This is a genomic window from Micromonospora sp. DT48, from assembly GCF_049844495.1.
Classification (GTDB): domain Bacteria; phylum Actinomycetota; class Actinomycetes; order Mycobacteriales; family Micromonosporaceae; genus Micromonospora.
The window spans coordinates 216,791-232,097 of record NZ_JBNCLE010000012.1 but is presented as its reverse complement, the minus strand read 5'-3'; the positions used below and the strand labels follow the sequence as shown (position 1 = coordinate 232,097).

Sequence of the window (15,307 nt, the reverse complement as noted above, 5' to 3'; positions counted from 1 at the left end):
CCGAGCACCCCTCCGGCGCGGCCGACGGGGTTCCACCGCGGTGCGGTTTGTTCGGGGGGGGGGGGCGCCCCCCCCCCCCCCACGACGACACCGCGCCGGACGACTACTACCGACGGCTGTACCTGGAAAGTTCCGTGTTCCGGGTGGTCACCGGCGAACACACCGGCATGCTCACCCGCGCCCAGCGGGAAACCGTGGAGAAGCAGTTCCGCGACGGCGCGCGGTACACCGACCCGAACGTGCTCTCCTGCACGCCCACCCTGGAGATGGGTATCGACATCGGGGCGCTCTCGGCCGTCGTGCTGGCGTCCCTGCCCAACGGTCCGGCCAACTACGTGCAGCGGGCCGGTCGTGCCGGCCGCAAGAGCGGCAACGCACTCGTACTCACCCTGGTCGGTCGCAGCGAGCGGGACCGCTACTACCTGACCGAGCCGAGAGACATGATCGCCGGGCAGATCGTGCCACCCGGCTGCTTCCTCTCCGCGGTGGAGATCCTGCGCCGGCAGTATCTCGCCCACCTGATCGACCTGGCCGCTCGCGGTCGCCTGCCCGGGGTGTTGCCGATGCCCCGGCGGGCGCACCTGCTGTTCGGCCCGAGCGGTTGGCTCACCCACCTCGCGGAAGCCGGACGCGGCGATGGTCTGCGGCTGGTCGAGGACTTCCTGGCGCTCTTCGGCGACAAGGTCCTGCCAGCCGCTGCCGACCAACTGCGCGAGTTCGCGATCGACGGGGTCGTCCACCGGGTGAAGGAGGCCGACGATGCCTGGGAGGAGCGGCTGGCCGACCTGCGACGGCGGCTCCAAGAGATCGCCAACGCCCGGGGCACACTCGTGCAGAGCGACCCCGACCATGCCCGCGAGATCAGGATGCTCAAGGCGGAGGAAGGTGCGGTCCGCCGCCGCCTGCGAGAGGTGAGTGCGGCTGCCGCGCACAGCACCCTCGTCGAGTTCGGGCTGCTTCCCAACTACGCCCTCATCGACAGCCGTACCGATCTCGAAGCCACCCTCACCTGGGAGGAACAGACCGACGGTGACCGGCGGTTCCACAGCGAACTGCGGGAGTACGCGCGGCCGGCCCGCCCGGCACTCGTCGAGATCGCCCCGGGTAACAGCTACTACGTCCGTGGCTACCGGCACGAGATCTCGGGACTCGACGTCGGACCGCCCGACCGGCCCACCTACGAGCAGTGGCGGGTCTGCGCCCAGTGCGGCTATGTGCGTACCCACCTGGCCAAGGAGGACAGCAGCGCCTGCCCGCGCTGCGCCGACCGGGGCATCGCCGACCACGGACGACTCTTCCACGTGCTCCAGCCGACCCGCGTCTACAGCCGCGACAAGCGAGATGACGCCCGGATCCGCGACGACAGCGACGACCGCGACCGTCGCTTCTACGCCACCACGGTCGCGGTCGACATCGACCCGGCGAAGGTCGACTCGTCCTGGCGGCACGCGCACGACACCTTCGGCGTCGACTACAGCCGACATGCCATGATCCGTCACTTCAACCTGGGGGCACAGCGCTACGACCGGCCGGCCGAGTTGTTCGCCGGAGACGAGGTACGGATCAACCGGTTCCACACCTGCACCTCGTGTGGTGGCACCACCGTGGACGGTCTTCCGACCACCAGCCAGCACGTGGCCGCTCAGGCTTCCGGCGCGACCGTCGTGCCGGGCGGGGAACACCACCGACCCTGGTGTCCGTACCGGCGGGCGGCGGCGACGCCCGACCTCCACGTCGACCTGATCCTCGCTCACCAGTTGGAAACGGAGGCGCTGCGGATCCTCATCCCCGCGGCGACGGCGATGGTGCAGGAGCGGCTGCTGTCCTTCGCCGCCGCCATCCGCCTCGGCATCGCCGCCCAGTACGGCGGCGACCCGGCACACCTGCAGGCTGTGCCGGCCACGATGCCGGATGGGCAGAGCGACGGTACCCGCAACTTCGTGGTCGTCTACGACACCCAGCCGCAGGGCACCGGATACCTTCACCGGCTCGCGAAGCCGGAGGAGTTCCGTGCCGTGCTGGAGCTGGCCCGGCAGCGGATCGCCGACTGCGAGTGCCGGCAGGAGGCTAAGCCGGTGTGCCACCGGTGCCTGCTGCGCTACGCCCGCAACGAGCACTTCGCGCTGATGAGCCGTGACGAGGCGCTCGGCATGCTCGACAAGCTCCTCGACAACTGGGACGTCGAGGAGGGCACCCGCACCGACGAGATCTCGCTCATCCACCAGGTGGAGAGCGAACTGGAGTTGCAGTTCCTGACCAAGTTGCTCGCCTACGGTGCGACCCCCGGCTCCGGGCTGCGCATCGATCGACGTCGTGATCACGATGGTGCCCGCATCGCCGACCTGAGGTTCGTCGGCAACGGTGGGCACAGCGTGACCCACTGGCAGATGAAGTTGCAGAACACGGTCAAGGGCACCCGCCCGGACGTTCACTTCCAACGCCTCGACGCACCGTCGCCAGAGGTGGTGGTCTACCTCGACGGTTTCAAGTACCACGCGACACCGCAGTACAACCGTCTCGCCGACGACGCACAGAAACGTGCTCGGCTACGGGCCCATGGCTACCTGGTCTTCGCCGCCACCTGGGACGACGTCAAGACCTGGGGAAACCTGGACGGCCCGGGGCAGTGGACACCGTACGGCGGAGTCTGCAAGCAGGTCGCCCGGGAACGGTACCGGCAGTTCCTGCCCGGCGCGGATCCGGACGAACTCGAAACGAACGTCTGGGTCAACCCGATCGCGCAGCTGATGCGGTTCCTCGCCGACCCCGACCTCACCCGGTGGCAGCGCAGGGCCGAGGCGGTGTTGGCGGGCCTGCTCAAGCAGGCCAGGGACAACAGCCCCACCGATTCGGCCGGTGTCGGCGACCGGCTGCTCGCCTCGCTGCGCGGCGCACCGCTGCCGGGGCCTTCCGCGCAACGACACATCATCGTGGCCCGCGCTCACGACAACGCCGGATGCGCGGTGACCGTGATCGTTGACGGCCGACGTAAACCACTGCCGACCTGGTCGGCGCTGACCGTCGTCGACGACCTGCCGGTCGCAGTCGCTGAGGCCGGACACAAGGAACGGTGGGCTGCCTGGCTCGCTTGGGGAAACGTCATCCAGTTCCTCGGCCACGGCGGGGGAGACGGTGGCCAGCTCGCGACCTCTGACCTGGACGCGTTCGACCCGGCGTCGCTGGCGGTCACCGAAGGAACCGGTCTGCTGCTCACTCAGCGCGCCTTGCCACTGGACGAGGAGACCGCCACGTGGCTCGGCGCCACTCCGCAGCCGGCGGCGACCGGAGCGGCACCGGTCGACGACACGTCACCGTGGCGGGACGTCCTGCGTTACGTGGACCCGGACGAGGGCACCTTGGAGGCACTCGTACAGCAGCTCGCTCGGCAGAACCTGCCGACCCCGGTGGTGGGCTATGAGCTGGGCGACCAGGGTTGGCAGGCCGAACTGGCCTGGCCCGAGCAGCGGATCGCGATCGTGCTGACCGGGCCGTCCGGTGATCCGGAGATCGAGGACCGGGACCGGGCGTACGCCGAGGCGGGCTGGCACGTGCGGACCGCCCGCGAATGGTCGGTCGAGGAGTTGGCCGCACAGCTTGCCGTGGATGGGGGAGAGAACCGATGAGCGCCGGGGCGACGTTGCGGATGCTGGACCGGGCCGACAAGGAGGTCATGAAGCTCACCCGCGCGGATATCGGTGCGGTCTACGAGTTCATGCACAAGTTCCGGCACAACCCGGACAACCCCGGGCTCAAACTGAAGGCGCTCAGTGGCGACTCCCGGCTGATGTCCGCCCGGGTCAACCGGGACTACCGGGCGCTGCTGCTGCACATCGCCGCCCGCGACTACCTGCTCGTCGCCGTCAAGCATCGCCGCGAGGTGTACGACGACCTGTCGCGCTTCGCGTACCGGATCAACCGGGTCACCGGTGGTATCGAGGTCGTCGACCTGGCACCGGTCGGCGACAGCATCGTCGGTCGGGTGGTGCCACCGGAGCCCGAGCCGGAGCCCGCGCGCAAACCACTCTTCGACGCGTACACCGACGCCCAGTTGCTGGAGCTGGGTGTCTCCGAGCCGCTGCTGCCGCAGATCCGTGACCTCGTCAGCGAGACCGACCTGCTGGAGCTGCTCGACCGGGCCCCGCAGCTCACCACCGACGTGCTTTTCGCACTCTTCGACGGCACCCCGTACGAGGTGGTGCGTGAGCAGGTCACCGATCCGGTCCGCGCCGACGAGCCGATCGACCCGGAGGACTTCGAGTCGGCGGTCAGGCGCCCGGCCACCCAGGTCACCTCGGACGACGAGGCGCTACAGGCGATTATCGGCGAGGCGTTCGAGCGGTGGCAGATCTTCCTGCACCCGACTCAACGCAAACTGGTGGAGAAGAGGTACAACGGCCCGGCCCGGGTTGGCGGTGGTCCCGGCACCGGCAAGACCATCGTCGCGCTGCACCGGGTCGCTCACCTTGCCCGGCAGCTTCCACCGGGCACCGACAAGCCCATCCTGCTGACCACCTTCAACCGCAACCTCGCAGCTGACCTGCGGACTCGACTACTCGCCCTTGGTGGACAGGAACTCGTGGCACGGGTCGACATCGTCAATATCGACCGGCTGGCCAGCCGCGTGGTGGCCGAGGCGAAGGCTGCCGGTGGTCGCCGCGTCGTCGACGACAGCCGGGTCGCCGAGCTGTGGGCCGAGTTCCTGCTGGAGACCGGTGAATCCGGATGGGACGCGGAGTTCCTGGCGGCCGAGTGGACTCACGTCATCCTCGGCCAGGTGCTCAACTCGCGCAACGACTACTTCAAGGCGCGTCGCCCGAACCGCGGTCGGAGTCTGACCCGGGTCGAGCGGGATCAGGTCTGGCAGGTGACCGAGCGCTTCACCAGCTGGCTCGACACCCGGAGCGTCTGGACCTGGCGGCAGGTGGCACAGCGGGCGGCACGTCTGGAGATCGACCGGGCGTCGGGCGGGGGAGAGTCCTCAAGCGCCTCCTACCGCCCACGCTACCGGCACGTCGTGGTGGACGAGGCGCAGGACCTCAGCGCTGCCCATTGGAAGATGCTGCGTGCGATGGTCGCTCCCGGCCCGGACGACATGTTCCTCACCGGCGACACCCACCAACGCATCTACGACAACCATGTGACGCTGAGCAGCCTCGGCATCAACATCCGCGGTCGCTCGTCCCGACTCACCCTGAGCTACCGGACGACCCGGCAGATCCTGGCCGACGCCCTGCAGATCATGACCGGCGAGGTGTACGACGACCTGGACGGTGGCGAGGAGAACCTGGCCGGTTACCGTTCGCTGCTGAGGGGTGCCCGGCCCGTGTTCCGGGGAGCCTCGACCTGGTCTCAGGAGCGGGATCTGATCGCCGCGCAGTTGCGGGCGTGGAAGGACCCGGTCGACGGCTCGGTGGCGATCTGCGTACCGACACGGGAGCTGGCGGCGGACGTGATCAGCCGGCTGGAGGCCGAGGGGCTGCCTGCCGTGGAGATCGGCCCCGACGGCCCGAAGCAGCCCGACGGCGTCCATGTCGGCACCATGCACCGGTTCAAGGGCCTCGAATACCAGCGCATGATCATCGCCGGAGTCAGCGACGGCCTCGTCCCACGGCAGATGATCAACCGGTACCGAGACACCGACCCGAAGCGGTATCAGCGTGAACGTCAGCGAGACCGTTCCCTGTTGTTCGTCGCCGCCACCCGCCCTCGGGACGAGTTGGTGGTCTTCTGGCACGGCACGCCGAGCCCGTTCCTCACCAGTCGACTCGTACAGCGTCAGCGACCGTGAACACCGACCCTGGGATGCGGGACGCGGTGGGTCAGCACCGTACGACGTAGCTGGAATCGTAGACCCATTTCAGGGTGGCGACCGAGAGCCATTCCCGGTGCCAGTATCGGAACGTCAGGGCGCCGATGAACCCCGATTCTCGGGAGGTGCGTTGTCCAACGTACCGTGCGGTGGTCGACGATGCCGGCGGGTTGTAGTCGCCGGAACTGGTGCAGTAGGGGGTGCCGAAGCCGCCGTTCGTCGGGATCAGGGTGGTGGAGAGCAGGGTGGTGCCGGAGCATCGGACCACATAGCTGTTTCGATACACCACTGTCGACGTGTACACCTCCTGCACCATCCAGTACCGGTAGGTGGTGCCGCTGTTGCTCCGGCTGCCGATGTGCGACCAGGTCAGGGCGATCGGGGTGAGGGGGCCGGGCGGCTGGCTGAAACCCGAGGAGTTGCAGAGGGGGTCGGCGGACGACGCCGTGACGTCTCGCGCTGAGGCGGGACTGACCAGCGCGGTGCTGGCGACCAGGCCCAGGAGCAGGCCGAGTGCGAGCAGCACCTTCGCTGGCCGTCGGGGGCGAAACGTGACCGGGGCGTGGTTGACGGGCATGGGTCACCTTCCCGTGTGCCGTGGATGGCAATGACCGGGGTGCCGGAACACTCAAAGCATAGATGCCTATCACTTGACAAAGTGGCTCCTGACGGCGATGCGACAGGAGTCGCCCCTCTGTCGGTCTGATTCACCCGCTCGGTGGTGAGGTTGTGGTCATGAATAAGGCATAGTCCACTCTCGATAGATCTGGCGCTTTTCCCGGTGGCTGACATACCGTCGAAACATGGTTTCGCGTCGATCGATCCTCCAGACTGTGCCGCTCGCGGCGGCAGCCCTGACCACCGCCCCACGTCATCCCTGGCTCGGCGGATCGTCACCATCGACGGTCCCGGCCCGCGTGCCTCCCGACCCGGCAACGATGCAGTCCGCCGCGAACGCGGTGTGCGGCTTCACCGCCGACCTGTACCGCACGCTGGCGGAGAACCGGGTCGGCGGCAACGTGGTGTGCGCGCCCTACTCGGTCCAACTGGCGCTCGCGATGGCCAGGGCGGGTGCCGGGTCGACCACGGCCGACGAGATGGATGCCGTGCTGCACGCGCCGCATCCGCGCCCAGGTGCGCTGGACAGCGGCCTGAACACCGTCGACCAGTCGCTCGCCGAGCGGTTCCAGGATGGCGACGGCACGCGGCAGCCCCGGATGATCACGGCCAACGCCGTGTGGACCCGCCTCGATCTGGGGCTGCGATCCGCCTACCAGGACACGCTGGCCGGCTACTACGGTGCCCTGCCGCACCCGGTCGACTTCCGTGGCGCGCCGGAGGCCGCCCGTCAGGAGATCAACACCTGGGTGTCCGAGCGGACCAACGACAAGATCCCAGAGCTGCTGATCCCGGGCGCGGTGAACGTCGAGACCAGCCTGGTGCTGACCAACACGACCTACCTCAAGGCGGCCTGGTACTACCCGTTCGCCCTGACGGCCACGGTGGACGAACCGTTCACCCGGGACGACGGCACCGTCGTCCAGGTGCCGATGATGCGCGGCCCGTTCGACCGGATGGGGTACGTCCTGGGCGACGGATGGCGCGCGGTCAACGTGCCGCTCGCCGGTGACGGGCTGGCCATGGCCATCGTCATGCCGTACCAGGATGACCTCGCCACCGTCGAGGCCAACATCGACGGGGCGTGGCTGAGCGCGTTGTTCGCCGGCTTCCAGTACACCGACATCCAACTGCGGATGCCCCGGTGGACGTTCCGCCTGCCGGCCCAACTGGGCCCCGCGCTCAGCGGCCTCGGCATGCCCACGGCCTTCACGGAACACGCCGACTTCACCGGGATGAGCACCACCGACCCGGCGCTGTGCATCGACGACGTGGTGCACGAGACGTACATCGGGGTGGACGAGAAGGGTGTCGAGGCGGCAGCCGCGTCGGCGGTCATCGTCCGGCCGCCGTCGATCCCGCAGGGGCCGCAGTTCTTCGTGAACCGGCCGTTCCTGTACATCATCAACGACCGGGTCACCGGTGTGCCGCTGTTCCTCGGTCGGGTCCACGACCCGCTGGTCACCGCCTGACCGACCGGCCCGTGTCCCCTCCCCACCTGACCGGCGGGGAGGGGACACGGGCCGGTCTGAGCGTCCGTGAGATCGCCGCGCCGAGACGACCTGGCGGCGGAATCGAGCGCACCGGGCCGTTGCTCGACGTGTAACAACAGTGATGCATCGATGAAACCCACCGTTGAGATCGTCGGATATCGATCTTGTGCGGGAGGTGGCGGTGACGATACCGACGACACGGCGACAGTTCCTCCAGGCCGTCGGGGTGTCCGGCGGGGCCGGGGTGCTCTACGGGACGATGGGTGCCCTCGGGCTGGCACCCGCCGCGCAGGCGGCACCACCGTTTCAGGCACCGAACCGGTCCGACTTCACGCTGACCGGCCGCTCGGCGAAGTCCGTGCTGGTGCTCGGGGCCGGCATCGCCGGCCTGGCCACCGCGTACGAGCTGGGCAAGGCGGGCTACCGGGTGCGGCTGCTGGAGGCGCGCGACCGGCCCGGCGGGCGCAACTGGACGGTGCGCGGCGGCACCACCGAGACCGATCTGGACGGGCGTACCCAACGGGCCCGCTTCGCCGACGGCCAGTACCTCAACGCCGGTCCGGCCCGCATCGCCCAGCACATGGTGACCCTCGACTACTGCCGGGAACTCGGCGTGCCGATCGAGATCTTCGGCAACCAGAACGCCGACGCCTACTACGTCAACGAGAACGCCGGAGCGTTGTCCGGTCGACCGATCCGGCACCGCGAGGCGAAGGCGGACGTCTACGGGTACGTCTCCGAACTGCTCGCCAAGGCCACCGACCAGGGTGCCCTCGACACGTACCTCACGAGTGAGGACAAGGAACGGCTGCTGGAGTTCCTGCGCGGTTTCGGCGCGATCGGCGGCCGGGTGGCCGGCGACCCGGCGGCCAGCTGGCGGTACGCGGGCACCAACCGGCGCGGCTACCTGGTGGAGCCGGGCGCCGGCTTCGAGGCGGGCACTCCGAAACTCGCCCCGTATTCGCTGACGGACGTCCTGGCCAGCGGCATCGGACGGTACATCTCCTTCGAGTTCGGCTACGACCAGGCGATGTTGATGTTCCAGCCGGTCGGCGGGATGGACCGCATCGCGTACGCCCTCGAAAAGGCCGTGGGCCGTCGCCTCATCACCTACGGCGCCGCGGTGCGCTCGATCTCCAACACCGGCTCCGGGGTCACCGTGGTCTACGACGGACCGGGCGGGCGGCCGCACACCGCCACCGCCGACTTCTGCGTCTGCACCATCCCACCGCAGGTGCTGGCCAAGATCCCGTCGAATCTCAGCCAGCCGGTCCGGGACGCGTTGGCCTACCCGGTCCCGAACGCCACCGGCAAGATCGGATTGCAGTACCGGCGACGGTGGTGGGAGCAGGACGAGAACATCTACTCCGGCATCACCAACACCAACCTGGACCTCGCCACCATCTGGTACCCCTCCTACGGGTACCACGGCGCGAAGGGCGTGGTGGTCGGCTACTACAACTTCGGGGCCAACGCACAGGCGTACGCGGCGCTGACGCACGCCGAGCGGGAGGCCCGCGCCGTCGCGCAGGGCGTGAAGATCCATGGCGAGGCGTATCGGACGGAGTTGGAGACCTCGTTCTCGGTGGCCTGGGAACGCACCCGCTACTCGGAGGGCGGCTGGGTGTCCTGGCCGTCGCGTACCAACGGGCACTACGGCCGGCTGCTGGAGCCGGACGGTCGGGTCTACTTCGCCGGTGACCACCTCAGCCACTACATCGCCTGGCAGGCCGGGGCGTTCGAGTCCGCCCGCAAGGTCGTCACCGACCTGCACGCCCGGGTCATGTCGAGCTGAACCCCGACAGCTCGACCTCGAAGAAAGGGCGTCACCTGCGAAAACCACCCGGCCGCCCGGCACGTCGCCGACCCTGGTGATCGACTTCGTCCAATAACATGGCCCGCATGGTCGTAATCCGGTGGTTGGGGCGGCGACCTGGTCGTCAACGGCCCGGGGCGCGGCCGCACCACCGGCGGGTCGCGGCAGCCCCGCGATGACCCAACCGACCCTCGGCACGACCCGGCCCGCCGCGTGGTGGCTGCGGCTGGTCTTCGGGGTGATCGGACTGGTCGCCTCGGTGCTCGGCTATGTCGGCCTGGAACGGCTGTCGCAGGTACGCCCCGACACCATCGGCGACCGGTACGACATCCTCTACTACGACCTGCAACTGTTCTTCCTCAGCGCCGAACTCTTCGAGGAGCCGGGCCCCTATCCGTGGCAGTTGCAGGTGGCCCGGTTCGTCGCCCCGCTGTTCACCCTGCTGGCGGTGGCCGAGGCCGGTCGACTGCTGCTGGCGGCGGAGATCCGGCGTCGCCGGGCCCGACGGGCCAGTGACCACGCCGTCGTCTGTGGTGACTCCCAGTTCGCGCACATGCTGGCCGACCGGCTGTACGCCGACGGCGACCGGGTGGTCGTCGTACGCTCCGAGCCGTTCGGCCCGCTGGAGTACCGACGACGCCGCTACCTCGGCGTCGTCGGCGATCCGACCAACGAGGAGGTGCTGCGTGGCGCGGGCCTGCCCCGCGCGCACACCGTCTACGCCTGCACCGACGACGACGACCGCAATCACGCGATCGCCAACACCGCGAACCACCTGATCCAGGACCGGCGACACCCGCCCCGGGTCTACGTGCAGGTCCACGATCCGGAGATGTGTCTGTCGTTGCAGGCCCGGCGGCTCGGTGCGGCCGGGTCCAGCCGGCTGCGGTTGGACTACTTCCACGTCGACGACATCGCCGCCCGGGCGCTGCACCGGCACCATCCGCTGCCGTCGGCCCCCGACCGCCCCACCGCGGTCCTCATCGCCGGTGACGGCAGCTTCCGCCGGTCTCTGCTGGTGGAGACCGCCCGACACTGGCGGGCCCGCCAGGTCGACCAGGGTGGACCCGACCGTCGACTGCGGGTGGACCTGGTGGCACCCGACGCCCGGGCCGAACTCGCCCTGGCCACCTCCCGCTACCCGTTCCTCGACCAGGTCTGCCGGTTGGCCGCGTACGACCTGACCATCGACGGCATGGTCGGCCTCGACCAGTTCGTCGCCGCGAGCTACGACCGCATCTACATCTGCGCCACCGACGAGATCAGCGGGCTGCGGTTCGCGTTGGACACTCCCGCGCTCTGGCGTGGCGCGCGGAGCACCGTCTTCGTGCCGGTCTACCGGCAGGCGGCGCTCGCCGCCGCCTTCCACGGTGACGCCCGCCATGACCTGCTCGACGAGGTGCACGGCAAACTGCGGCTGTATCCGGTGCTGACGCAGGCGTGCGACGCCCGGCTGATCGCCGAGGACCTCACCGAACGGCTCGCCCAGCAGATCCACATCCGATACCTGTACGCCCAGCAGCGAGCCGGGGTACGCCTCGGTGACGCGCCCGCCATGGTGCCCTGGTCCCGGTTGCCGGAGTCGCTGCGCCGCGCCAACCGCAGCCACGTCCAGGACATCGCCGCCAAGCTGCTGAACCTCGGCTGCGTGGTGGCGCCCCGACACGGCGGTGCCGGTGACGCCTCGGCCGCCGGCCGGGCCATCGACGACCGGATCGAGCAGCTCGCCCGGCTCGAACACGAACGGTGGTGCCGGGAGCGGCGTTCCGAGGGCTGGACGTACGGCGAGCCGCGCGACGACGCCCGCCGCCGGCACCCCCTGCTGCGGCCGTGGGACGAGTTGCCCCCGGCCGTGCAGGAACAGAACCGGGAGGAGATCCGGACGTTGCCCGACGTGCTGTCCGACAGCGGGTTCGAGCTGATCCGGCTGAGTCCCACGGTTCCCGCTCAGCGGGAAGGAGCAGCCGATGCCGCCTGATCGGGCACCGGTACGCGTCGGCGTCACCGGCCACATCAACCTGACCCCGGCCACCGAGCGGTTGGTCGCCGAGGCGATCCGTGCCGAACTGCGCCGGATCGGCGACCGGCCGGTGCACGGGGTCACCTGCCTGGCCGCCGGCACCGACCAGATCTTCGCCCAGGTGGTCCTGGACTGCGCCGGCACGTACGAGGTGATCCTGCCCGCCCCCGACTACCGGGACACCATCACCCCGTCGCGCCGGGCCGCCTTCGACGAGCTGCTCGCCCGGGCGACCGAGGTGATCCACACCGGCCACCGGACGTCCGGCACCGCCGCCTACGTGGCCGCCAACCGGCAGTTGCTGCTGCGGGTGCAACGGTTGCTGGCGGTCTGGGACGGCGAACCGGGCAGCCACGACGCGTCGACCGACCGGACGGTCGGCTGGGCCCGGGAGCGGGACATCCCCACCACCGTCATCTGGCCCGCCGACGCACGACGAGACCGGTCGTGACCCGGACCGCCGGTGGTTCACCCGGGCCCGCGCCGTGCAGGCCGAGCTGGAGCACGTCGGCGCTCACCCCGCCATCGAGAGCCAGAAGACACCGTGACCGGCGATGCCGAGGTCGTACTCGCCCGACTCCGGCACGACCGGGAACTCGGCACCGCCCATCACCTCGCGTGGCCGCCGACCGACGTGTGACGTCAGGGCCAGGGCCGTGGTCTGCGGGTAGCGGGAGAAGTTGAACAGGCAGAGCACCTCGTCGCCGGGTTCACCGCGCAGGAACGCCAGGACCGCCGGGTTGGTGGAGCGGACGATCCGGCAGCCTGGGCGGGAGAACGCCGACCAGGCGTGCCGGGTCTCGATCAGCCTCTCGACCACGTGCAGCAGCGACGAACGCGAGCGGAGCTGGTTCTCCACGTTCACCGCCATGTAGCCGTAGATCGACTCGTGGATCGGAGGCGCGGGCAGGTTCTCCGGCTGGGCCGCCGAGAAGCCACCGTTGCGGTCCGGAGCCCACTGCATCGGGGTGTTGAACGCCAGGTGGCCCGGCAACGCCAGGTTCTCGCCCATGCCTATCTCGTCGCCGTAGTACAGCACCGGAACGCCGGGCATCGACAACAGCAGCGCGAAGGCGAGTTCCAGCTGCCCCCGGTCGTCGTTGAGCAGGGTGGCCGTGCGGCGTCGGATGCCGGTCGCGCCGCGCATCCGAGCCAGCGGGGCGTACGCGTGCAGCAGGTCGTCGCGTTCCCGCTCGTGCAGCAGACCCAGCGGCATCTCGTCGCCGTTGCGGAGGAACACCGCCCAGTGCCGGTCGTCCGGCTGGTCGCCCATCTGCGCCAACACCCGGGACACCGGGCGGTGTGCCTCCCGCCGCATCGCCAGCAGCAGGCTCGGCATCAGCGAGGCGTACATCACCAGGTGGCACTCGGGGTGCTCGTCGGTGCCGAAGTAGGAGGCGGCGCGTTCCGGCCAGTCCTCGCTCCAGGCGATCAGGATCCGGTCCGGGTACGCCGTGTCCAGCCAGGCCCGCAGCTCGCGCAGGTAGCTGTGGGTCTCGTCGAGGCCCTTGCTGGAGGTGCCGGTGCGCTCGAAGAGGTACGGGACGGTGAGCAGCCGCAGCCCGTCGACGCCCTGGCGCAGCCAGAAGTCCATCACGTCGCGCATCGCCGCGCGTACGTCGGGCGAGTCGTAGTTCAGGTCCGGCTCGGATCGGCCGTAGCGGTGCCAGTAGTACTGGCGGCGTCGGCTGTCGTAGGTCCATCCCGCGCCGTGGCTGCCGAACGGGTCGTCGGCCTCGGCGTAGTCGTCGCCGGTGTCGCTCCAGACGTAGAAGTCCCCGTACGGCCCCGCCGGGTCGCTGCGGGACGCCTGGAACCACGGATGCTGGTCGCTGGTGTGGTTGAGGACCAGGTCGAGCACCACCCGCAACCCCTGCCGGTGGGCGAGGCTGAGCAGCTCCAGCAGGTGCGACGGTGCGCCCAGTCCCTCGTCGATGGCCTCGAAGTCGGCCGCCGCCCGACCGTCCCCCGGGGTCGCCGCTGCCATGATCGGGTTGAGCAGCAGGCAGTCGACGCCGAGCCGGCGCAGGTAGTCCAGCTTCTCGGTGAGGCCCCGCAGGTCACCGTGGCCGTCGCCGTCGGAGTCGTAGAAGAACCGGACGTTCACCTCGTAGAAGGTGCTCCCGGCGGCCCAGCCCGGTTCGCCCGGCGGCTCCGGCGGACCGGGATCCTCCGCCATCCCGTCCCGGGTGTGCCGCAGCCGTCCCGACAGCGCCTGGCGGGCTCGCTCGGCCACCCGTTCCGCCGGATCCCGTTCCAGGGTCTCCAGCGTCTCGACGGCGGCGACCAGCTGTTCCCGGCTGCGCTGGTGGCCGTACGCCCAGTTGCTCAACTCGTCCACGGCCAGCACCCGGGCCGTCACCAGCCGGCTGTGGGTGAGCGCCAGCAGGTCCGCCGGGATCAGCTCGGGCCGACGCGGCGCGTTGCTGAGGATGAGGTCCCCGACCCCGGCGGCACGCATTTGGGGCGTCTGGCGGCGTTCCCGGTCGACCATGCGTACGGCCGCGTACTCGAACGCCTCCCGCACGCTGATGATCCCGTTGCCGTCCCGGTCGGCGCCTCCGGTGCGCAACCCTTCCAGGAAGGGGCCGGAGAAGGCCGACGGCAGTGCGTGCTGCTTGTGGCCGTCGCCCTCGTGGGCCAACTCGGTGGCCCCAGCGGAGACCACCACGATGCGACTGCGGTCGCCGCGTTGCTTCAGGTCGCCGAAGGCCCCCGCGTGGCAGCAGTCCAGGATCAGCACCAGTTCGCCGGCCCGGCATTCGTCGATCCAGTGCCGGAACTCGTCGGTCGGTATCGAGGTCGGCGGCAACCGCTCGGGGTCGGTGTCGGTCGCGGTCAGGTAGAGCCGGTTGCCCTGATGCAACCGGCCGTGGCCGGAGTAGTAGACGAGCAGGAAATCGTGCGGGTCGGCGCTGGTCAGGAAGTCGTAGAGGGCGATCTGGAGGCGGTGCGAGTCGGCGTCCAGCAGGTCGCGTACGTCGTCGAAGGCACCGAGGGTCGGATCCCGCAACAGCCGCGACCAGTCCTTCAGGTCGCTGGCGGGAGAGTCGAGGGTGGGCAGCGCCTCGTTGACGTAACTGCCCACCCCGATCAGCAGCGCCCGCTTCACCGGAGCACCTGATCAGTCACCGTCGACCTTCTCGGGCATCGACGCCGTACCCTGCCGGGGCACCGACACCGTCTTGAGCATCTCGGTCAGGGTCTTCTCCGACACGTCCCGTACGTCGATCTCGGTGCCGTCGGGGAGGGTCATCCGCAGCCGCTTGCCCTTGTTGCGCTCCTGGTAACGCTTGATGACCTCGGCCAGGTGTCGGATGTCCGCCGCCGCCCGCTTGGCCGTCGGTACGGTGAACACGGCGAGCGCCAGCACGCCGAAGAGGTAACTCACGGTGTCCCGGGTACCCGGCGCGGTCGCAACGGTCTGCTCGCTCGCCTCGACACCGGGCAGCTGGTTCAGGTGTTCCTTGAGATGGCGCGCGTGCTCGGCCAGTTCCTCGTCGCTGACCGTCTCGTCCGACACGACCCGCAAGATCAATCCATCGGTCATG

At 69.7% G+C, this 15,307-nt stretch carries 9 protein-coding genes; 6 read left to right on the top strand and 3 right to left on the bottom strand.

Annotated elements, in window-relative coordinates:
- Window positions 1-134 precede the first annotated feature (134 nt).
- Entirely contained in the window at window positions 135-3,623 is a 3,489-nt protein-coding gene (locus ACLQ2S_RS17050; protein WP_425702019.1) for a helicase-related protein, read from the top strand.
- Window positions 3,620-5,788, top strand: coding sequence for a UvrD-helicase domain-containing protein (locus ACLQ2S_RS17045; RefSeq protein ID WP_155219627.1), 2,169 nt, complete (start codon window positions 3,620-3,622; stop codon window positions 5,786-5,788). The genes ACLQ2S_RS17050 and ACLQ2S_RS17045 overlap by 4 nt, the downstream gene beginning before the upstream one ends.
- Window positions 5,789-5,819: 31 nt before the next feature.
- Here the strand turns inward: ACLQ2S_RS17045 and ACLQ2S_RS17040 are convergent, their stop codons facing one another.
- Window positions 5,820-6,386 carry a hypothetical protein gene (locus ACLQ2S_RS17040; protein ID WP_425702018.1) on the bottom strand — a complete coding sequence of 189 codons (567 nt, stop codon included), beginning with the start codon at window positions 6,384-6,386 and terminating at the stop codon, window positions 5,820-5,822.
- Between the two features lie 226 nt (window positions 6,387-6,612).
- Between ACLQ2S_RS17040 and ACLQ2S_RS17035 the strand changes: the two genes are divergently transcribed.
- The 4 genes from ACLQ2S_RS17035 to ACLQ2S_RS17020 all read left to right on the top strand — a co-directional run bounded on the left by ACLQ2S_RS17035 (window position 6,613) and on the right by ACLQ2S_RS17020 (window position 12,207).
- Window positions 6,613-7,899: a serpin family protein gene (locus tag ACLQ2S_RS17035; protein ID WP_155219621.1), complete on the top strand. Its 1,287-nt coding sequence runs from the start codon at window positions 6,613-6,615 to the stop codon at window positions 7,897-7,899.
- Between the two features lie 202 nt (window positions 7,900-8,101).
- Window positions 8,102-9,715 carry a flavin monoamine oxidase family protein gene (locus ACLQ2S_RS17030; protein WP_309223489.1) on the top strand — a complete coding sequence of 538 codons (1,614 nt, stop codon included), beginning with the start codon at window positions 8,102-8,104 and terminating at the stop codon, window positions 9,713-9,715.
- 196 nt (window positions 9,716-9,911) lie between these two features.
- Window positions 9,912-11,714 carry a RyR domain-containing protein gene (locus ACLQ2S_RS17025; protein WP_155219615.1) on the top strand — a complete coding sequence of 601 codons (1,803 nt, stop codon included), beginning with the start codon at window positions 9,912-9,914 and terminating at the stop codon, window positions 11,712-11,714.
- A complete protein-coding gene (locus ACLQ2S_RS17020; RefSeq protein WP_155219612.1) occupies window positions 11,704-12,207 on the top strand; it encodes a hypothetical protein in 504 nt (167 codons plus the stop codon). Before ACLQ2S_RS17025 ends, ACLQ2S_RS17020 begins: the two co-directional genes overlap by 11 nt.
- A gap of 63 nt (window positions 12,208-12,270) precedes the next feature.
- Here ACLQ2S_RS17020 and ACLQ2S_RS17015 read toward each other — a convergent pair whose 3' ends face one another.
- Together ACLQ2S_RS17015 and ACLQ2S_RS17010 are read right to left on the bottom strand one after the other, a co-directional pair.
- Window positions 12,271-14,868 carry an alpha-amylase family glycosyl hydrolase gene (locus ACLQ2S_RS17015; RefSeq protein WP_425702017.1) on the bottom strand — a complete coding sequence of 866 codons (2,598 nt, stop codon included), beginning with the start codon at window positions 14,866-14,868 and terminating at the stop codon, window positions 12,271-12,273.
- Window positions 14,869-14,880: 12 nt separating this feature from the next.
- A complete protein-coding gene (locus tag ACLQ2S_RS17010; RefSeq protein WP_155219606.1) occupies window positions 14,881-15,306 on the bottom strand; it encodes a hypothetical protein in 426 nt (141 codons plus the stop codon).
- Window position 15,307: the final 1 nt, after the last annotated feature.

Bases quoted from the DNA above. Each gene is read 5' to 3' on its own strand.
- ACLQ2S_RS17045 (WP_155219627.1), top strand. From the start codon at position 3,620: ATGAGCGCCGGGGCGACGTTGCGGATGCTGGACCGGGCCGACAAGGAG.
- ACLQ2S_RS17040 (WP_425702018.1), bottom strand. From the start codon at position 6,386: ATGCCCGTCAACCACGCCCCGGTCACGTTTCGCCCCCGACGGCCAGCG.
- ACLQ2S_RS17035 (WP_155219621.1), top strand. From the start codon at position 6,613: ATGGTTTCGCGTCGATCGATCCTCCAGACTGTGCCGCTCGCGGCGGCA.
- ACLQ2S_RS17025 (WP_155219615.1), top strand. From the start codon at position 9,912: ATGACCCAACCGACCCTCGGCACGACCCGGCCCGCCGCGTGGTGGCTG.
- ACLQ2S_RS17020 (WP_155219612.1), top strand. From the start codon at position 11,704: ATGCCGCCTGATCGGGCACCGGTACGCGTCGGCGTCACCGGCCACATC.
- ACLQ2S_RS17010 (WP_155219606.1), bottom strand. From the start codon at position 15,306: ATGACCGATGGATTGATCTTGCGGGTCGTGTCGGACGAGACGGTCAGC.